The sequence below is a fragment of the Pseudomonas sp. PIC25 genome (genome assembly GCF_002286785.1).
Taxonomy (GTDB): domain Bacteria; phylum Pseudomonadota; class Gammaproteobacteria; order Pseudomonadales; family Pseudomonadaceae; genus Pseudomonas_M.
This window is the reverse complement of sequence record NZ_MUJY01000126.1, coordinates 84,850-99,828: the sequence shown is the minus strand read 5'-3', so window position 1 is coordinate 99,828 and position 14,979 is coordinate 84,850. Positions and strand designations below refer to the sequence as shown.

Sequence of the window (14,979 nt, the reverse complement as noted above, 5' to 3'; positions counted from 1 at the left end):
CGCTATGGAAACGAGCTCAACCCATTGATTTGCATGAAGGAATCGCTCGGCTTCTATCCCTTGCAACAGCTAACGCAGACATAGCCAATTCATTCGCCCGACGGTGCTGAATCGGGCGAATGGATAGGTTCTGCATTCTGCTGCGAATTGGATTAAACCCCTCTTCCCACCCCCCTCTCCCGTAAACGGGAGAGGGGAGATTCGTGCCGCTCGGCGCAGTGAAGTGATCCTGGGACCTTGGCATGCCAGAAGGCTTTCAGTGGGGCTCGGAATCCTCCTAACAACACTTCGCTCTTACGAGCCCCTGCCTAGTCTCGCCAGCAGAGCTGGCTCCTACACAAAGCAGGAGCCCGTGGCCCCCGCTTTGACAGCCCAGCCGCGCGCCCGTCAGAATCCGGGCATCCGGCCGCATCCGGCGGCCGCGCAGTAGCCTGGAGCAGCCCTTGGACGCGAATGCCATCAACAGCCTGTTTCTGATCGGCGCGTTGCTGGTGGGCGCAAGCATTCTGGTCAGCTCGGTCAGCACCCGGCTGGGCATTCCGATCCTGGTAATTTTCCTCGCCGTCGGCATGGTCGCCGGCGTCGACGGTGCCGGCGGCATCGTTTTCGACAATTACCCCATGGCCTACCTGGTGGGCAACCTGGCGCTGGCGGTGATCCTGCTCGACGGCGGCCTGCGCACGCGGGTGGCGAGTTTCCGGGTGGCGCTCTGGCCGGCTTTGTCGCTGGCCACCGTAGGCGTGCTGATCACCGCCGGATTGACCGGCCTCGCCGCCGCCTGGCTGTTCAACCTGCACTGGCTGGAAGGGCTGCTGATCGGTGCCATCGTTGGCTCCACCGACGCCGCCGCCGTGTTCAACCTGCTGGGCGGGCGCGGTCTCAACGAGCGGGTCAGTGCCACCCTGGAGATCGAATCGGGTAGCAACGACCCGATGGCGGTGTTCCTCACGGTGACCCTGATCGGCATGCTGGCCAGCGGCGAGACCGCATTCAGCTTCGGTTTCCTCTTCCAACTGGTCCAGCAATTCGGTATCGGCGCCCTGTTCGGCCTGGGCTTCGGCTGGTTACTGCTGAACCTGATCAACCGCCTCAACCTGGCCAACGGCCTGTACCCGCTGCTGGTGGTGAGCGGCGGTCTCGCCCTGTTCGCCCTGACCAACGCCGTCGGCGGCAGCGGCTTCCTGGCCATCTACCTCTGCGGCCTGCTGCTGGGCAACCGGCCGATCCGTTCGCGCCACGGCATCCTGCATATGCTCGACGGCCTGGCCTGGCTCTCGCAGATCGGCATGTTCCTCGTCCTCGGCCTGCTGGTCACGCCGCACCAGATGCTGCCCATCGCCCTGCCGGCGCTGGGGCTGGCGCTGTGGATGATTCTCTTCGCCCGCCCGCTGTCGGTCTTCCTCGGCCTGTTGCCGTTCCGCGCCTTCCATGATCGGGAGAAGGTATTCATCGCCTGGGTCGGCCTGCGCGGCGCGGTGCCGATCATCCTGGCGGTGTTCCCGATGATGGCCGGGTTGCCGAATGCGCAACTGTTCTTCAACGTGGCTTTCTTCATCGTGCTGGTTTCGCTGCTGCTGCAAGGCGCCAGCCTGCCTTGGGCGGCCAGCCGCCTGCGGGTGACGGTGCCGCCGGAGCCGTCGCCGATCTCCCGCGCCGGGCTGGAAGTCCATCCCACCAGCGAGTGGGAACTGTTCATCTATCGCCTGGGCGCGGAGAAATGGTGCATCGGCGCCGCCCTCCGCGAATTGAAGATGCCCGACGGCACCCGCATCGCCGCGCTGTTCCGCGACCAGCAACTGCTGCACCCGTCCGGCAGCACCACACTCAAGGCCGGCGACCTGCTCTGCGTGATCGGCCACGAGCACGACCTCCCGGCCCTCGGCAAGCTGTTCAGCCAGGCACCACAGCGTGGCCTGGACCTGCGCTTCTTCGGCGACTTCGTGCTCGAAGGCGATGCCGAACTGCGCGCGGTGGCCGCCCTCTACGGCCTCAAGCTGGGCGACCTGGACGGCAGCCAGCCGCTGGGCCGTTTCATCGCCCGCGAAATCGGCGGCGAACCGGTGGTCGGCGACCAGGTCGAATGGAACGGCCTGACCTGGACGGTCGCCCTCATGGAAGGTCACAAGATCCGCAAGGTCGGGGTGAAATTTCCCGAAGGCGGGCGTCCCGGCCCCGGTCTGTTCCTTTAGACTCTGCACATTTTCAGTCGCGTACGATCCATCACCATGCCTTCTTTGCGTTCCCTCCTGCTGGCCGCCCTGCTCGGCCTTTGCCTGACCACTTCCGGCCTGCATGCGGCCGAGGCCCCCAGCCGGGAAAACGTGCAGCGCAGCCTGGACGGCCTCGCCGACCGCAAGCTGCCGGAGGCGGATCAGAAGGCCGTCCAGCAGACCCTGGAGCAGACCCTCGCCCTGATCGACCAGGCCGCCGAGGACAGCCGGAAACTCACCGACCTCAAGCGCCAGTTGAACGATGCCCCGCGCCTGATCAACGAAGCGCAGCGCCAGCTCGAACGGCTCAAGGGCACGCCGCGCCTGGACGTCGCCCAGCGCTATGGCAGTACCCAGGTGCCGCAACTCGAGCAACTGCTGTCCGAGCGCAGCGCACAGATGGCCGAGTACCAGAAGGCGCTCACCGAAGCCAACAGTCTGATCATCACCTCCCAGACCCGCCCGGAGCGCGCCCAGGCGGAGATCAGCAACAATCAGACCCGTGCCCAGCAGATCAACACCCTGCTCAAGAGCGGCCGCGACGGCAACAAGCCGCTGAGCCCCGAGCAACGCGACAAGCTCAACGCCGAGCTTGCAGCCCTCGACGCCAAGACCCAGCTGCGCCGCCAGGAGCTGGCGGGGAACAGCCTGCTGCAGGACCTCGGCAGCGCCCAGCGCGACCTGCTGGTTGAGCGCATTGGCCGGCTGGAACAGGAGACCCTTGACTTCCAGTCGCTGATCAACGAGAAGCGCCGCGCGCAATCCGAGCAGACCGTCGCCGAACTGTCCCGCGATGCCAAGAAAGCCGGCTCCGACCGCCTGCTGGCCCGCGAAAGCGCGGCCAACCTGAAGCTGTCCGACTACCTGCTGCGCGCCACCAACCGCCTCAACGAGCTGACCCAGCAGAACCTGCAGACCAAGCAGCAGCTCGACAACCTGTCGCAGAGCGACCAGGCCCTGGAAGAGCAGATCAATGTGCTGGAAGGCAGCCTGCTGCTGGCCAAGATTCTCTACCAACAGAAGCAGTCGCTGCCGCAGATCCAGCCGGACGCCAGTCTCGCCGAACAGATCGCCGACATCCGCCTGTACCAGTTCGAGCTGAACCAGCAGCGCCAGCAGTTGAGCGACCCCGCCAGCTACGTGGAGACCCAGTTGGCCAAGCAGCCGCCGGAGGAAGTCACGCCGGAACTGCGCAAGGCCCTGCTGGAGCTGGCGACCACCCGCAACGATCTCCTCGAGCGGCTCAATCGCGAGCTGAATGCCCTGCTCAACGAATCCATCACCCTGCAGTTGAATCAGAAGCAACTGCTCAGCACCGCCAGCCAATTGCGCGCCACCCTCGACGAGCAGATGTTCTGGATTCCCAGCAACCGTCCGCTGGATCTCGCCTGGCTGAAGAACGTGCCGCGCCTGCTCGACCGCCAGATCGACGCCCTGCCCTGGCGCACTGTCTTCAGTGAACTGAGCGCCGGCCTGGTGGAGCGACCGCTGGTGTTCCTGCCGCTGTTGCTGTTGATCGGCGCCCTGCTGTGGAAGCGCAGCTACCTGTATCAGAAGCTCGCCGAGCTGCATCAGGACATCGGCCACTTCAAGCGCGACAGTCAGTTGCACACACCGCTGGCCCTGCTGCTCAACGTCCTGCTGGCATTGCCGGGCGCGCTGTTCCTCGCGCTCTGCGGCTTCGCCCTGCAGATGGATGCACGCGGCCAGAACGCTACCCTGGGCGACGCCCTGTGGCAGATGGCCCAGGCCTGGCTGGTGTTCTACACCGCCTACCGCATCCTATCGCCCGGCGGCGTGGCCGAGCTGCATTTCCGCTGGGCACGGCCGCAGGTGGCCTTCCTGCACACCCAGATGCGCCGCCTGGGCGTGGTGGTGCTGGCTCTGGTGGCGGTGGCCGCCATCGCCGAGCGCCAGCCGGGCAAGCTGGCCGAGGACGTGATCGGCATCGCCGTGGTGCTCAGTTGCTACGCCCTGATGAGTTGGCTGCTGACCCGCCTGCTCCTGCGCGGCCCGGCCAGCGAGAACGCGCCGGCCTTCCGCCTGCTGATCGGCCTGCTGTTCAGCGCCCTGCCGGTGGCGCTGATCGTCGCGGTCGGCTTCGGCTACTACTACACCTCGCTGAAACTCACCGATCGCCTGATCGACACGCTCTATGTACTGATGCTGTGGATCGTGGTCGAGGCCACCCTGGTGCGCGGCCTGTCGGTGGCGGCACGGCGCCTGGCCTACCAGCGCGCCGTGGCCAAGCGCCAGGCGCAACCCAAGGAGGCGCCGGACGGCGGCGAGCTGATCGAAACCCCGGCGCTGGACATCGAGCAGGTCAACCAGCAATCGCTGCGCCTGATCCGCCTGACCCTGTTCGGCCTGTTCCTCGGCGCGCTCTACTGGGTCTGGTCGGACCTGATCTCGGTATTCTCCTACCTCGATAACATCGTTCTCTACGAATTCACCAGCGGCAGCGGCGACGCCGCCAGCAGCACGCCGATCAGCCTGCGCGACCTGCTCGGCGCCCTGTTGATCATCGGTATCACCATCGCCCTGGCGCGCAACCTGCCGGGTCTGCTGGAAGTGCTGGTGCTGTCGCGCCTGCGCCTGGCCCAGGGCAGCGCCTACGCCACCACCACCCTGCTCTCCTACGCCCTGGCCGGCATCGGCATCGTCGCCACCCTGTCCACCCTGGGGGTGAGCTGGGACAAGCTGCAATGGCTGGTGGCGGCGCTCTCGGTGGGCCTAGGCTTCGGCCTGCAGGAAATCTTCGCCAACTTCATTTCCGGCCTGATCATCCTGTTCGAGCGGCCGGTGCGGATCGGCGACGTGGTGACCATCGGCAACCTGTCCGGCACAGTCAGCCGGATTCGTATCCGTGCCACCACCATCACCGATTTCGACCGCAAGGAGATCATCGTCCCGAACAAGACCTTCATCACCGGCCAACTGGTGAACTGGTCGCTGCACGACACCGTCACCCGCGTGACCATCCGCATCGGTGTCGGCTACGGCTCCGACCTGGAACTGGTGCGCAAACTGCTCTACCAGGCCGCCAACGAGAACCCGCGCGTTCTCAAGGAGCCGGCACCGCTGGTGTACTTCCTCAACTTCGGCGAAAGCACGCTGGACCACGAACTGCGCATCCACGTACGCGAGCTGGGCGACCGCAACCCGGCCACCGACGAGATCAACCGCTTCATCGACGCGGAGTTCAAGAAGCACGGCATCAACATCGCCTTCCGCCAGCTCGATGTGTTCGTGAAGAACCTCGACGGCCAGGAATTGCACCTGGTGCCGGCCGGCAAGAAGACGGAGGCCGCCAAGGACCAGCCCGAGCCGCCGGAAACCGACGTGGACGACGCCCCGCACTGAACCTCGCTCCAGCGGCCAGTTCCAAACCATAGGCCGGACCTTCGCGGTCCGGCTGGCTTGCCGCGACAACGGCCACACCTCCGCCCTATCGCTTCCGGGCAATTCCGACCAGAATGCCCGGAGATTGCCTTGGAGCCCGCCGTGAAAAGCCTGACCGACCTGACATTCGACAACCGTTTCGCCCGCCTGGGCGACGCGTTTTCCACCGAGGTGCTGCCCGAGCCCATCGCCGAGCCGCGCCTGGTGGTGGCCAGCCCGGCAGCCATGGCGCTGCTCGACTTGGACCCGGAAGTGGCGGAGCAACCGGTGTTCGCCGAGCTGTTCGCCGGACACAAGCTGTGGTCGGAAGCGGAGCCTCGGGCGATGGTCTATTCCGGGCATCAGTTCGGCGTCTACAACCCACGCCTGGGCGATGGCCGGGGCCTGCTGCTCGGCGAGGTGGTCAACGCGGCCGGCGAGCACTGGGACCTCCACCTCAAGGGCGCCGGCCCGACACCCTATTCGCGCATGGGCGATGGGCGCGCCGTGCTGCGCAGCTCGATTCGCGAATTCCTCGCGTCGGAAGCACAGCATGCCCTGGGCATCCCCACCACCCGCGCGCTCTGCGTGACCGGCTCGAGCACTCCGGTGTACCGGGAAAAGCGCGAGACCGCAGCCATGCTCCTGCGCTTGGCGCGTAGCCATGTGCGCTTCGGGCACTTCGAGTACTTCTATTACACGCGTCAGCTAGATCAGTTGAAGCAACTCGGCGAACACGTGCTGAACGAGCACTTCCGTCACTGCCTGGAACAGGAAGAACCGTACGCGGCGTTCTACCGCGAGGTGGTGGAGCGCACCGCCGAACTGATCGCGCGCTGGCAGGCCTACGGCTTCTGCCACGGGGTGATGAACACCGACAACATGTCGATCCTCGGCGTGACCTTCGACTACGGCCCTTACGCTTTCCTCGACGATTTCGACGCCAACTTCATCTGTAACCATTCGGACGACACCGGCCGCTACTCCTTCAGCAACCAAGTACCCATCGCCCACTGGAACCTCGCCGCCCTGGCCCAGGCGCTGACGCCGATGGTGGAGATCGATTCGCTGCGTGCCAGCCTCGACCTGTTCCTGCCGCTCTACCAGACCCACTACCAGGACTTGATGCGCCGCCGCCTCGGCTTCGTGAGCGCCGACGACGGCGACGCCAGCCTGATCGAGCGCCTGCTGCAACTTATGCAGAGCAGCCCGGTGGACTACAGCCGGTTCTTCCGCGAACTGGGCGACAGCGCGCCGGAACAGGCGCTGGGTCGGCTACGGGACGATTTCGTCGACCTCGCCGGCTTCGACGCCTGGGCCGCCGACTACCGCGCTCGCCTGGAGCGGGAAGGCGGTTCCCAGGACGAGCGCCGCGCCCGCATGCACGCGGTCAATCCCCGCTACGTGCTGCGCAACTACCTGGCACAGCAAGCCATCGAGGCGGCCGAGCAGGGCGATTACGGGGTGGTGCGCGAACTGCATCGGGTGCTGTCCCGCCCGTTCGACGAGCAGCCGGGCATGGAACGCTATGCCGAGCGCCCGCCGGAATGGGGCAAGCACCTGGAGATCAGTTGCTCGTCCTGAGCCGCGCTCGGCGCCCGGAAAGGGCTCATGCCTCGCCAAGCAACCAGTCCAGCCCCATGGCCACGTGCCGCTCGGTGCTGTCCACCAGGGGCAACGGACTGTCCGCCCCGTCGAGCAAGAGCCCAATTTCGGTACAACCGAGAATCGCCGCCTCTGCACCTTCGTCACGCAGCCGCTCCAGGCATTCCAGATAGAAGTCGCGGGAACCGGCCCTGATCTCGCCACGGCAGAGTTCGGCGTAGATCACCCGGTCGATCTCGACCATGGACGCGGCATCCGGCACCCGCAAATCGATGCCGAACCGCTCGCTCAGGCGCTGCCGATAGAAATCCTCCTGCATGGTGAAGCGGGTGCCCAACAGCGCCGCCTGCTTCACGCCGCTCCGCCGCAGGGCCTCGCCCACCGCATCGCCAATGTGCAGCAGTGGGATGTCGAGGGCGGCCTGGATCGCCGGGGCCACCTTGTGCATGGTGTTGGTCGCCAGCAGCAGCGCCTCCGCGCCGGCGCGCTGCAATCCCTGTGCGGCGACGGCGAGCTGCCGGCCTGCGGCGTCCCACTCGCCCGCCGCCTGCAATGCGGCGATCGCGGCGAAGTCCACCGAGTGCAGCAGCAACGGTGCCGAATGCAGTCCGCCGCAACGCTCTCGGACGCCGACATTCAGCGCCCGGTAGTAGACCGCCGTGGACTCCCAACTCATGCCGCCCAGCACACCCAGTGTTCGCATTGCCTGTCTCCTTCTCTATCCGCCCAGCCTAAAGGCTGGTCTCCCATCGGATAGCTACAGCTGGAAAACAACTGAGCGGTACAGCCCTTCTGATAACCAGAAGGCATATAAACCTTAATAAACAGTCTTAGACTCTCTAAAAAAACCTTACTATCTTGGCGGCCTTGTGCCGCTTGCGCACCGATACCTCATACGAGATTCGTCTTAAGGACGTCCATGCTCCCGGACTCGCTGCCCCTGCTGTTCGTAGCTGCCCTGCTGGTATGGCTGCTGTATTCGTTCGTCCGCGAGAAGTGGAGTCCCGATCTCGTCGCCGCCATCGCCGTGGCCGCCCTGCTGGTGGCTCAGTTGCTCGAGCCCAAGGAAGTGCTCAGCGTGCTGTCCAACTCGGCACCGGTCACCATCGCCTGCATGTTCGTGCTCTCCGCCGCGCTGGAGCGCACCGGCTGCATCGATGCCTTGGGCAACTGGCTGGGCAACCTGGTGGGCGTCAGTCCGACCCGAGTGCTCGCCGGCCTGACCATCACCGCCCTGGTGATTTCCGCCGGGCTGAACAACACCCCTGTGGTCGCCATCCTCACCCCGGTGGCCATCGCCCTGGCCAAGCGCGCCGGCACCCAGCCATCCAAGCTGCTGATCCCGCTGTCCTACGCCACCATCCTCGGCGGCACCCTGACCCTGCTCGGCACCTCGACCAACATCCTGGTCGATGGCGTAGCGCGCAAGGCGGGGCTGGAACCCTTCGGCATCTTCGAGATGACCGGCGCCGGCCTGATCATGGCGGCGGCCGGCATGGCGTACCTGCTGACCATCGGCAAGCGCCTGCTGCCGGAACGCGCCACCCTGTCCAAGCAGTTGCGCCCCGACCTCGACCGCACCTTCATGACCGAACTGCTGGTGCCCCACGATTCGCCGGTGATCGGCCGTACCCTGGCCGAAGCCAACCTCAACGGCGGCAGCGGCCTGCAGGTGCTGAAGATCTTCCGGGAAAAGGCCGAACTGACCGAACCCGGCCACGACACCGTGCTCGCCGCCGGCGATCGTCTGGTACTGCACGGACAGATGCAGGACGTGGTGGAGCTGCGCGAAAGCAACCGCCTGACCTTCAACCGTAACGAAGCCTTCGAAACCATCAGCAGCCACGATGTCATCCTCGCCGAAGCCATCGTCGGCCGGAATTCGCGCTACAGCCACCGGCCGATGCGCGACCTCGACCTCACCGCGCGCTACGGCATCGCCGTGCTGGCCGTGCACCGCCAGGACGAAAACGTGCAGGGCAACCTGGACGACTTCCAGCTTCAATTCGGCGACGTCATGCTGGTGGAAGGCACGCCGCAGCAGATCAAGCGCTTCGCCGACAACGGCGAACTGATCAGCCTCAACGCGGTACAGGAACGTGCTTTCCGCCGCGACAAGGCGCCCATCGCCATCCTCGCCACCCTGGCGGTGATGCTGCTCGCCGCCTTCGGCGTGATGCCCATCGAGGGCTTGGCGATCATCGGCGCCGTGGTGGTGCTGACCACCCGCTGCCTGGACGTGGAAGACGCCTACAAGGCGGTGGATTGGAAGATTCTCAGCCTGATCTTCGGCATGCTGGCGATCAGCATCGCCATGGACAAGGTCGGCCTGGTCGCGCTGATCGTCGAACATGTGATGGCTCTGGTGCCCTGGGCCGGACCGTTGTTCATGCTGTCCTTCATCTACCTGCTGACCTCGATGCTCACCGAGATGCTCTCGAACAACGCGGTCGCGGTGCTGGTCACGCCCATAGCCATCGGTCTGGCCCAGCAACTCGGCGTCGATCCGCGTGCCTTCGTGGTGGCGGTGATGTTCGCCGCCAGCGCCAGCTTCGCCACGCCCATCGGCTACCAGACCAACACCTTCGTCTACAACGCTGGCGGCTATCGTTTCAGCGATTTCCTCAAGGTGGGCATTCCGCTCAACCTGCTGCTGTGGATCGTGGCAACCCTGGTCATACCGCTGTTCTGGCCGTTGCACACGGTCTGACCGCACCTGGGCGCGGGCGACCGGCGCCCTTGCTTTTGCCGGCCCGCGTCCCCACCTCATGGTCAAACCGGAGGTGTCGAAAATGCCCGACTCGCTCGTGATCCCCTGCCCGCACTGCGGAACCCTGAACCGCGTCCCGACGGCACGCCTGCGTGAACAGCCGAACTGTGGCCGCTGCAAGAACGGCGTCCTGCTGGACAAACCATTCGCCCTCGACCAAGGCGACTTCACCGCGCAAATCAAAGGCGACCTGCCGTTGCTACTGGATGTCTGGGCGAGCTGGTGCGGGCCCTGCCGGGCCTTCGCCCCGGTGTTCGAACAGGCCGCCAGCCAACTGCGCGGACGTTGCCGGCTGGCGAAGCTGGACAGCGAGGCCAACGGCCAGTTGTCGACGCAACTGGGTATCCGCTCGATTCCCAGCCTGATCCTGTTCAGGAACGGCCGCGAGATCGCCCGCCAGAGCGGAGCATTGCCCCTGCCGCAACTGCTCGCCTGGCTGAACAGCCAAGGCATCTGAGCGGTTCGGTCAGTCCCAGGTGATCCCTACGGTCATTGCCTGGTTCCAGGCGGTGATTAGGCTGGGACATCCGCCCCTGCCGAGACGCCGCCATGCTGCCCGAACCCATCGCCCGCCAGCTCACCGAAGAAAGCATTGCCTTCGTCAAGCGCAGCGGCCTCGTCGCCGAACGGCTCGAACCCGGCCACGTGTGCCTGCGCATGCCGCTGGAGAACAATCGCAACCACATCGGCAGCATGTACGCCGGCGCACTGTTCACCCTCGCCGAAATACCCGGCGGCGCGCTGTTCCTCACCAGCTTCGACAGCCAGCGCTTCTACCCCCTGGTCAAGGAACTGAACTTGCGCTTCCGCCGCCCGGCCACCACCGACATCCGGGTCGAGGCACGGCTATCCAGCGCGGACATCGAGCGCCTGCAAAACGAAGCTGCCGAACAGGGCAAGAGCGAGTTCCTCCTGGAGCTGGCATTGATAGACGATACCGGCGAAATAGTGGCCGAGAGTCGGGGGTTGTACCAATTGCGAACGCGCTGACGCTGGACCTTGCCCTGAATCAAAATAAGGTCTATTCCAAAGGATCACTCTGAATTGTCGGACAAGACGGATCGCTTGGAGGCCATGCCATGATCAACCACATTCTCGTCGCCCATGACCTGCGCGACACCGCCGACCTCGCCCTGCGACGGGCGGCGCAACTGGCAAAACAACACGGCGCCCGACTCACCCTGCTTCACGTCTCCTCCGAAAACAATCCCTCCCAAGCCACCCAGGACCAGATCCACCAGGCACTCGATACCAGCCTGACCCGCTTCGCCCCGCCCGGCAGCGAACTGCGCCTGCGCAACGGCCGCCCGGCCGACGTGATCCTATATGAGATCCAGGAGCTGGGTGTCGACCTGCTGATCCTCGGCTCACATCACCAGCGTCACGAATTCTTCCCCGGCACCACCCTCGACCGCATCGCTCAGCGCTGCCCGATTCCGTTGCTGGTGGTCGCCCGCGAAGACGATACGCCGTACCGTCGCGCCCTCGCCGCCCTGGATTTCTCCCTGTGTGCCTGCCATGCCTTCAACCACGCCTACCACCTGCTGTCCACCGAGGCGGAACTGCATGCCGTGCACGTCTTCGATAGCGGCAAAGGATCGGCCAAGCAACTCCAGGCCGAGCTGGATACCCAGCGCGCCCTGATCGCCCAGTTGCTGCGTGACGAGACCCAGGACCTCCCGCCCGGCCCGGCCCTAACCCATGAAGTGGAACCCGGCACGCTGCCACGCACCCTGCAGGACGCCATCCGCAACCGTCAGGCGGAGCTGCTGGTGCTCGGCACCCATGGCCGCGGCACCCTGGCCAACGCCTTGCTCGGCGATCTGGTCCAGCACTTTCTGAACAAAGCACCGTGCGATGTGTTGGTGGTGCATTGATTAGTTGTTGTGGGCCGAAGTGGTCCTGCGGTAGCTGTTGCAACTTAGGTATAGACGGCCCCCTCTCCCCTGAAGTGGCGAGGAGAGATCCGTGCTGCCTGGCGCAGCGAAGTGATCTTGGCGCTTTGCCATCGCCAGAAGTTGCAGAAAAAGGTTCGGCTAACTCGGATGCCCGTCAGGAGGCCGAGTGGAATCGTCGTGTAAGGGGCCGGCAGGGGAGGACGAGCGGTAGGGATGCACTTTGACTTGCTCGCAAGCCCATCGCGAATGAGTTCGCTCCCACAGATAACTCAGCCGTTCTCCAACAACCCATGCAGCTCGACGAACTGCTGGGTCAGCTTGTGGCGGGGGTCGAGGAACACCAGCGGCGTGCAGGCCTGGTGCGATTCGCGCATCTTCACCGAACTCATCAGGTACACCGGCAGCACCGGCATTTCCTCGGCGACCAGTTCGTCCAGCAGTTGCTGCGGCAGGCTGGCGCGTGGCTGGAACTGGTTGACCACGATACCTTCCACTTCCAGTTCTTCGTTGTGGTCTTCCTTCAGCTCCTCGATCTCCGCCAGCAGGCCGTACAGCGCCTGACGGGAGAAGCTGTCGCAGTCGAAGGGAATCAGGCAGCGGTCGGCAGCGATCAGCGCCGACACGGTGTAGAAGTTCAGCGCAGGCGGCGTGTCCAGGTAGATGCGGTCGTAGTCTTCGGCGAGTTCGTCGAGCAGTTTGCGCAGCTTGTTGATCTTGTGCTTCGCCTCCAGCTTGGGCTGGAGGTCGGCCAGTTCGGCGGTGGCGGTCACCACGTGCAGGTTGTCGAACGGCGTTTCATAGATGTCGACCTTGCCCTTCTTGGCGAACGGCCCCGAGGACAGGGTCTGCTTGAAGAAGTCGGCGATTCCCATGGGAATCTCGTCGCCCGTCAGGCCGGTGAGGTAATGCGTCGAATTGGCCTGGGCATCGAGATCGATCAACAGCGTGCGGTAGCCTTCCGCTGCACTCACCGCCGCCAGATTGCAGGCGATGCTGGACTTGCCCACTCCACCTTTCTGATTGAACACCACGCGACGCATGGCACACCTCCCTGAGCGAGTCGAAGCCTGGATTCTATGCAAAGCGGGCGACCAGAGCGAGGCAAACGGTCACCGCGTGACCTGCCGCCGCACTTCATCGGATGAGCGGGTGTATAAAATGCACGCCCACGGAACCCCGCCGCCGGTCGGCAGTCCATGGACGCCTCCGGTCAGGACAATGTAACCAATGTTTGCGTGCGGTCGAAGTGGCCTGGATAATGCCAGCATTTTGCCAGGGCACCACCGACAAGGCTGTTGTCGATCAGGGAAGCCGACGTCGATCAGGATGCCCGAAAGGGGCCAACTAGAGCTCTGTTAATAACCGTGATTCACTTCAATATCGATCAATGGCGGGCCTGGGCGCCTGGCCTGGACAGCGCCGACGACTGGGCGCGCTGGAGCCGTTCGCCCTGGCAGCCGCCCGCCGGGGACGAGCAGCCAGACGTCGGCTTTCTCCCGGCGATGCAGCGCCGCCGCCTGAGCCGGCTGGCGCGCATGGCGTTCCACGTCGCCTGGCCACTGGCCGAGGGGCAGCCGCCGCTGCCCCTGGTGTTCGCCTCGCGCCACGGCGAAACCCCGCGCACTTTCGCCATCCTCGGCGACCTGGCCCGCGGCGAGCCGCTCTCGCCGACCCAGTTCAGCCTCTCCGTACACAACGCCATCATCGGTCTGTGGTCGATCCTGCGCGGCGACACTAGCGAGATGACCGCTATCGCCGCCGAGGGCGATGGCCTCGAGCATGCCGTCCTGGAGGCCGTCGCGCTACTCGCCGAGGGCGCGCCGGCCGTGCTGCTGGTGATCGCCGAGGAGCAGCCGCCAGCCGCCTACGCCAACTGGGTCGACGACGTACCCTTTCCCTACGCCGTCGGCCTGCGCCTGACGGCGGGCCGCGACTGGCAGCTCAGTTGCAGCTCCGGCGTCGCCACCGAGAGCCCGGCACCCTGGCCGCATGCCCTCGACTTCATCCTTACCCTGCTGCGCGACGGCGCGCAGTGCCAGCATCAGTGGAAGACGCGCGTATGGAACTGGCAACGCAGTCCCTGAAGCCACGGGCCAATGCCCCGTACCTCTGGCGCCTGATCGCCACCGGCCTGAGCTTCGCCCTGTTCGGTATCGGCGGCCTGTGCCTCCGCGTTCTGGTGTTCCCGCTGCTCGCCCTCTTGCCCGGCGACGCCCTGACCCACCGCCGCCGCGCCCGGGCTACGGTGAGCCGGCTGTTCTGGCTGTTCGTCCAGTTCATGTACCGCAGCGGCGTGCTCACCTACGAGGTCGAGGGCGTGGAACGCCTCGGCCGGCCGGGACAGATGATCATCGCCAACCACCCCTCGTTGATCGACGTGGTGGTGCTGATCGCCTTCATCCGCGACGCCAACTGCGTGGTCAAGCAGAGCCTGTGGGACAACCCCTTCATGCGTGGGCCGATCCGCGCCGCGCAATACATCAGCAACAGCGGCAGCATGGATATGCTCGACGAGGCCGCCGACGCCCTGCGCGAGGGCCAGACCCTGATCGTCTTCCCCGAAGGCACCCGCACCACGCCGGGCAAGCCCCCCGAGTTCCACCGCGGCGCTGCCGCCATCGCCCTGCGCGGCGCACGCCTGGTGACGCCGGTGGTGATCAGCGTCGAGCCGACCACCCTGACCAAGGCCGAGCCCTGGTACCGCATTCCGTCGCGGCGGTTCCATTTCCGTCTGCGCGTCGGCGAGGATATCGACCCTCAGGCGTTCGCCGCCCAAGGCAGCGCCCCTATCGCCTCGCGCAAACTCAACGATTACCTGCACCAGCACTTCATGAAGGAGCTCGCCCTAGATGAGCGAACTGGAACTTGAGATCACCCACCTCATCATCGAGGCCCTGGGTCTGGAAGACATAGGCCCGGAAGACATCGGCCGCGAGCTGACGCTGTTCGGCGAAGGCCTCGGCCTCGACTCGGTGGACGCCCTCGAACTCGGCCTGGCGATCCAGAAGCGCTTCGGCATCAAGATCGACGCCGACGCCAAGGACACCCGCAAGCACTTCGCCAACGTCGCCAGCCTGGCGGCGTTCGTCAGCGCCCAGAAGGCTGCGTGAGGAGA

At 65.3% G+C, this 14,979-nt stretch carries 12 protein-coding genes; 10 read left to right on the top strand and 2 right to left on the bottom strand.

The features are described from left to right. Window positions 1-443 precede the first annotated feature (443 nt). The 3 genes from BZL41_RS15875 (at window position 444) to selO (ending at window position 7,175) form a co-directional block, all read left to right on the top strand. On the top strand, window positions 444-2,189 hold the full coding sequence (locus BZL41_RS15875; protein WP_095600200.1) for a potassium/proton antiporter: 1,746 nt from the start codon (window positions 444-446) through the stop codon (window positions 2,187-2,189). A 36-nt stretch (window positions 2,190-2,225) separates the two neighbouring features. Then, entirely contained in the window at window positions 2,226-5,573 is a 3,348-nt protein-coding gene (mscK, locus tag BZL41_RS15870) for a mechanosensitive channel MscK (RefSeq protein WP_095600199.1), read from the top strand. Window positions 5,574-5,714: 141 nt separating this feature from the next. Next, window positions 5,715-7,175 carry a protein adenylyltransferase SelO gene (selO, locus tag BZL41_RS15865; protein ID WP_095600206.1) on the top strand — a complete coding sequence of 487 codons (1,461 nt, stop codon included), beginning with the start codon at window positions 5,715-5,717 and terminating at the stop codon, window positions 7,173-7,175. A gap of 25 nt (window positions 7,176-7,200) precedes the next feature. On the opposite strand, the gene BZL41_RS15860 is transcribed toward selO, so the two are convergent. Next, the gene (locus BZL41_RS15860; protein ID WP_095600198.1) at window positions 7,201-7,899 is read right to left on the bottom strand and encodes an aspartate/glutamate racemase family protein; all 699 of its coding nucleotides are present in this window, start codon (window positions 7,897-7,899) and stop codon (window positions 7,201-7,203) included. A 216-nt stretch (window positions 7,900-8,115) separates the two neighbouring features. Between BZL41_RS15860 and BZL41_RS15855 the strand changes: the two genes are divergently transcribed. The 4 genes from BZL41_RS15855 (at window position 8,116) to BZL41_RS15840 (ending at window position 11,843) form a co-directional block, all read left to right on the top strand. After that, complete coding sequence (locus tag BZL41_RS15855; RefSeq protein WP_095600197.1) at window positions 8,116-9,906, top strand: SLC13 family permease; 1,791 nt, start codon at window positions 8,116-8,118, stop codon at window positions 9,904-9,906. 82 nt (window positions 9,907-9,988) lie between these two features. Continuing rightward, on the top strand, window positions 9,989-10,423 hold the full coding sequence (trxC, locus tag BZL41_RS15850) for a thioredoxin TrxC (RefSeq protein ID WP_095600196.1): 435 nt from the start codon (window positions 9,989-9,991) through the stop codon (window positions 10,421-10,423). Between the two features lie 92 nt (window positions 10,424-10,515). Then, the gene (locus BZL41_RS15845) at window positions 10,516-10,956 is read left to right on the top strand and encodes a PaaI family thioesterase (RefSeq protein WP_095600195.1); all 441 of its coding nucleotides are present in this window, start codon (window positions 10,516-10,518) and stop codon (window positions 10,954-10,956) included. An 89-nt stretch (window positions 10,957-11,045) separates the two neighbouring features. Next, a complete protein-coding gene (locus BZL41_RS15840) occupies window positions 11,046-11,843 on the top strand; it encodes a universal stress protein (protein ID WP_095600194.1) in 798 nt (265 codons plus the stop codon). Window positions 11,844-12,133: 290 nt separating this feature from the next. On the opposite strand, the gene BZL41_RS15835 is transcribed toward BZL41_RS15840, so the two are convergent. Continuing rightward, window positions 12,134-12,904 carry a ParA family protein gene (locus BZL41_RS15835; protein ID WP_095600193.1) on the bottom strand — a complete coding sequence of 257 codons (771 nt, stop codon included), beginning with the start codon at window positions 12,902-12,904 and terminating at the stop codon, window positions 12,134-12,136. A 318-nt stretch (window positions 12,905-13,222) separates the two neighbouring features. On the opposite strand from BZL41_RS15835, the gene BZL41_RS15830 reads away from it, so the two are divergent. Genes BZL41_RS15830 through BZL41_RS15820 form a run of 3 tightly spaced genes read left to right on the top strand, consistent with a single transcriptional unit; the run spans window position 13,223 to window position 14,974 of the window. Next, window positions 13,223-13,948 (top strand): beta-ketoacyl synthase chain length factor, encoded by a 726-nt coding sequence (locus BZL41_RS15830; protein WP_095600205.1) that lies wholly within the window; start codon window positions 13,223-13,225, stop codon window positions 13,946-13,948. Next, complete coding sequence (locus BZL41_RS15825; RefSeq protein WP_095600192.1) at window positions 13,924-14,733, top strand: 1-acyl-sn-glycerol-3-phosphate acyltransferase; 810 nt, start codon at window positions 13,924-13,926, stop codon at window positions 14,731-14,733. Before BZL41_RS15830 ends, BZL41_RS15825 begins: the two co-directional genes overlap by 25 nt. After that, entirely contained in the window at window positions 14,714-14,974 is a 261-nt protein-coding gene (locus BZL41_RS15820; RefSeq protein ID WP_095600191.1) for a phosphopantetheine-binding protein, read from the top strand. The genes BZL41_RS15825 and BZL41_RS15820 overlap by 20 nt, the downstream gene beginning before the upstream one ends. Window positions 14,975-14,979 lie beyond the last annotated feature (5 nt).

What these genes read in the sequence shown, in the direction of transcription:
- BZL41_RS15835 (WP_095600193.1), bottom strand. Translation starts at nt 12,904, where the DNA reads ATGCGTCGCGTGGTGTTCAATCAGAAAGGTGGAGTGGGCAAGTCCAGC.
- BZL41_RS15855 (WP_095600197.1), top strand. Translation starts at nt 8,116, where the DNA reads ATGCTCCCGGACTCGCTGCCCCTGCTGTTCGTAGCTGCCCTGCTGGTA.
- trxC (WP_095600196.1), top strand. Translation starts at nt 9,989, where the DNA reads ATGCCCGACTCGCTCGTGATCCCCTGCCCGCACTGCGGAACCCTGAAC.
- BZL41_RS15845 (WP_095600195.1), top strand. Translation starts at nt 10,516, where the DNA reads ATGCTGCCCGAACCCATCGCCCGCCAGCTCACCGAAGAAAGCATTGCC.
- BZL41_RS15820 (WP_095600191.1), top strand. Translation starts at nt 14,714, where the DNA reads ATGAGCGAACTGGAACTTGAGATCACCCACCTCATCATCGAGGCCCTG.
- mscK (WP_095600199.1), top strand. Translation starts at nt 2,226, where the DNA reads ATGCCTTCTTTGCGTTCCCTCCTGCTGGCCGCCCTGCTCGGCCTTTGC.
- BZL41_RS15825 (WP_095600192.1), top strand. Translation starts at nt 13,924, where the DNA reads ATGGAACTGGCAACGCAGTCCCTGAAGCCACGGGCCAATGCCCCGTAC.
- BZL41_RS15840 (WP_095600194.1), top strand. Translation starts at nt 11,046, where the DNA reads ATGATCAACCACATTCTCGTCGCCCATGACCTGCGCGACACCGCCGAC.
- BZL41_RS15860 (WP_095600198.1), bottom strand. Translation starts at nt 7,899, where the DNA reads ATGCGAACACTGGGTGTGCTGGGCGGCATGAGTTGGGAGTCCACGGCG.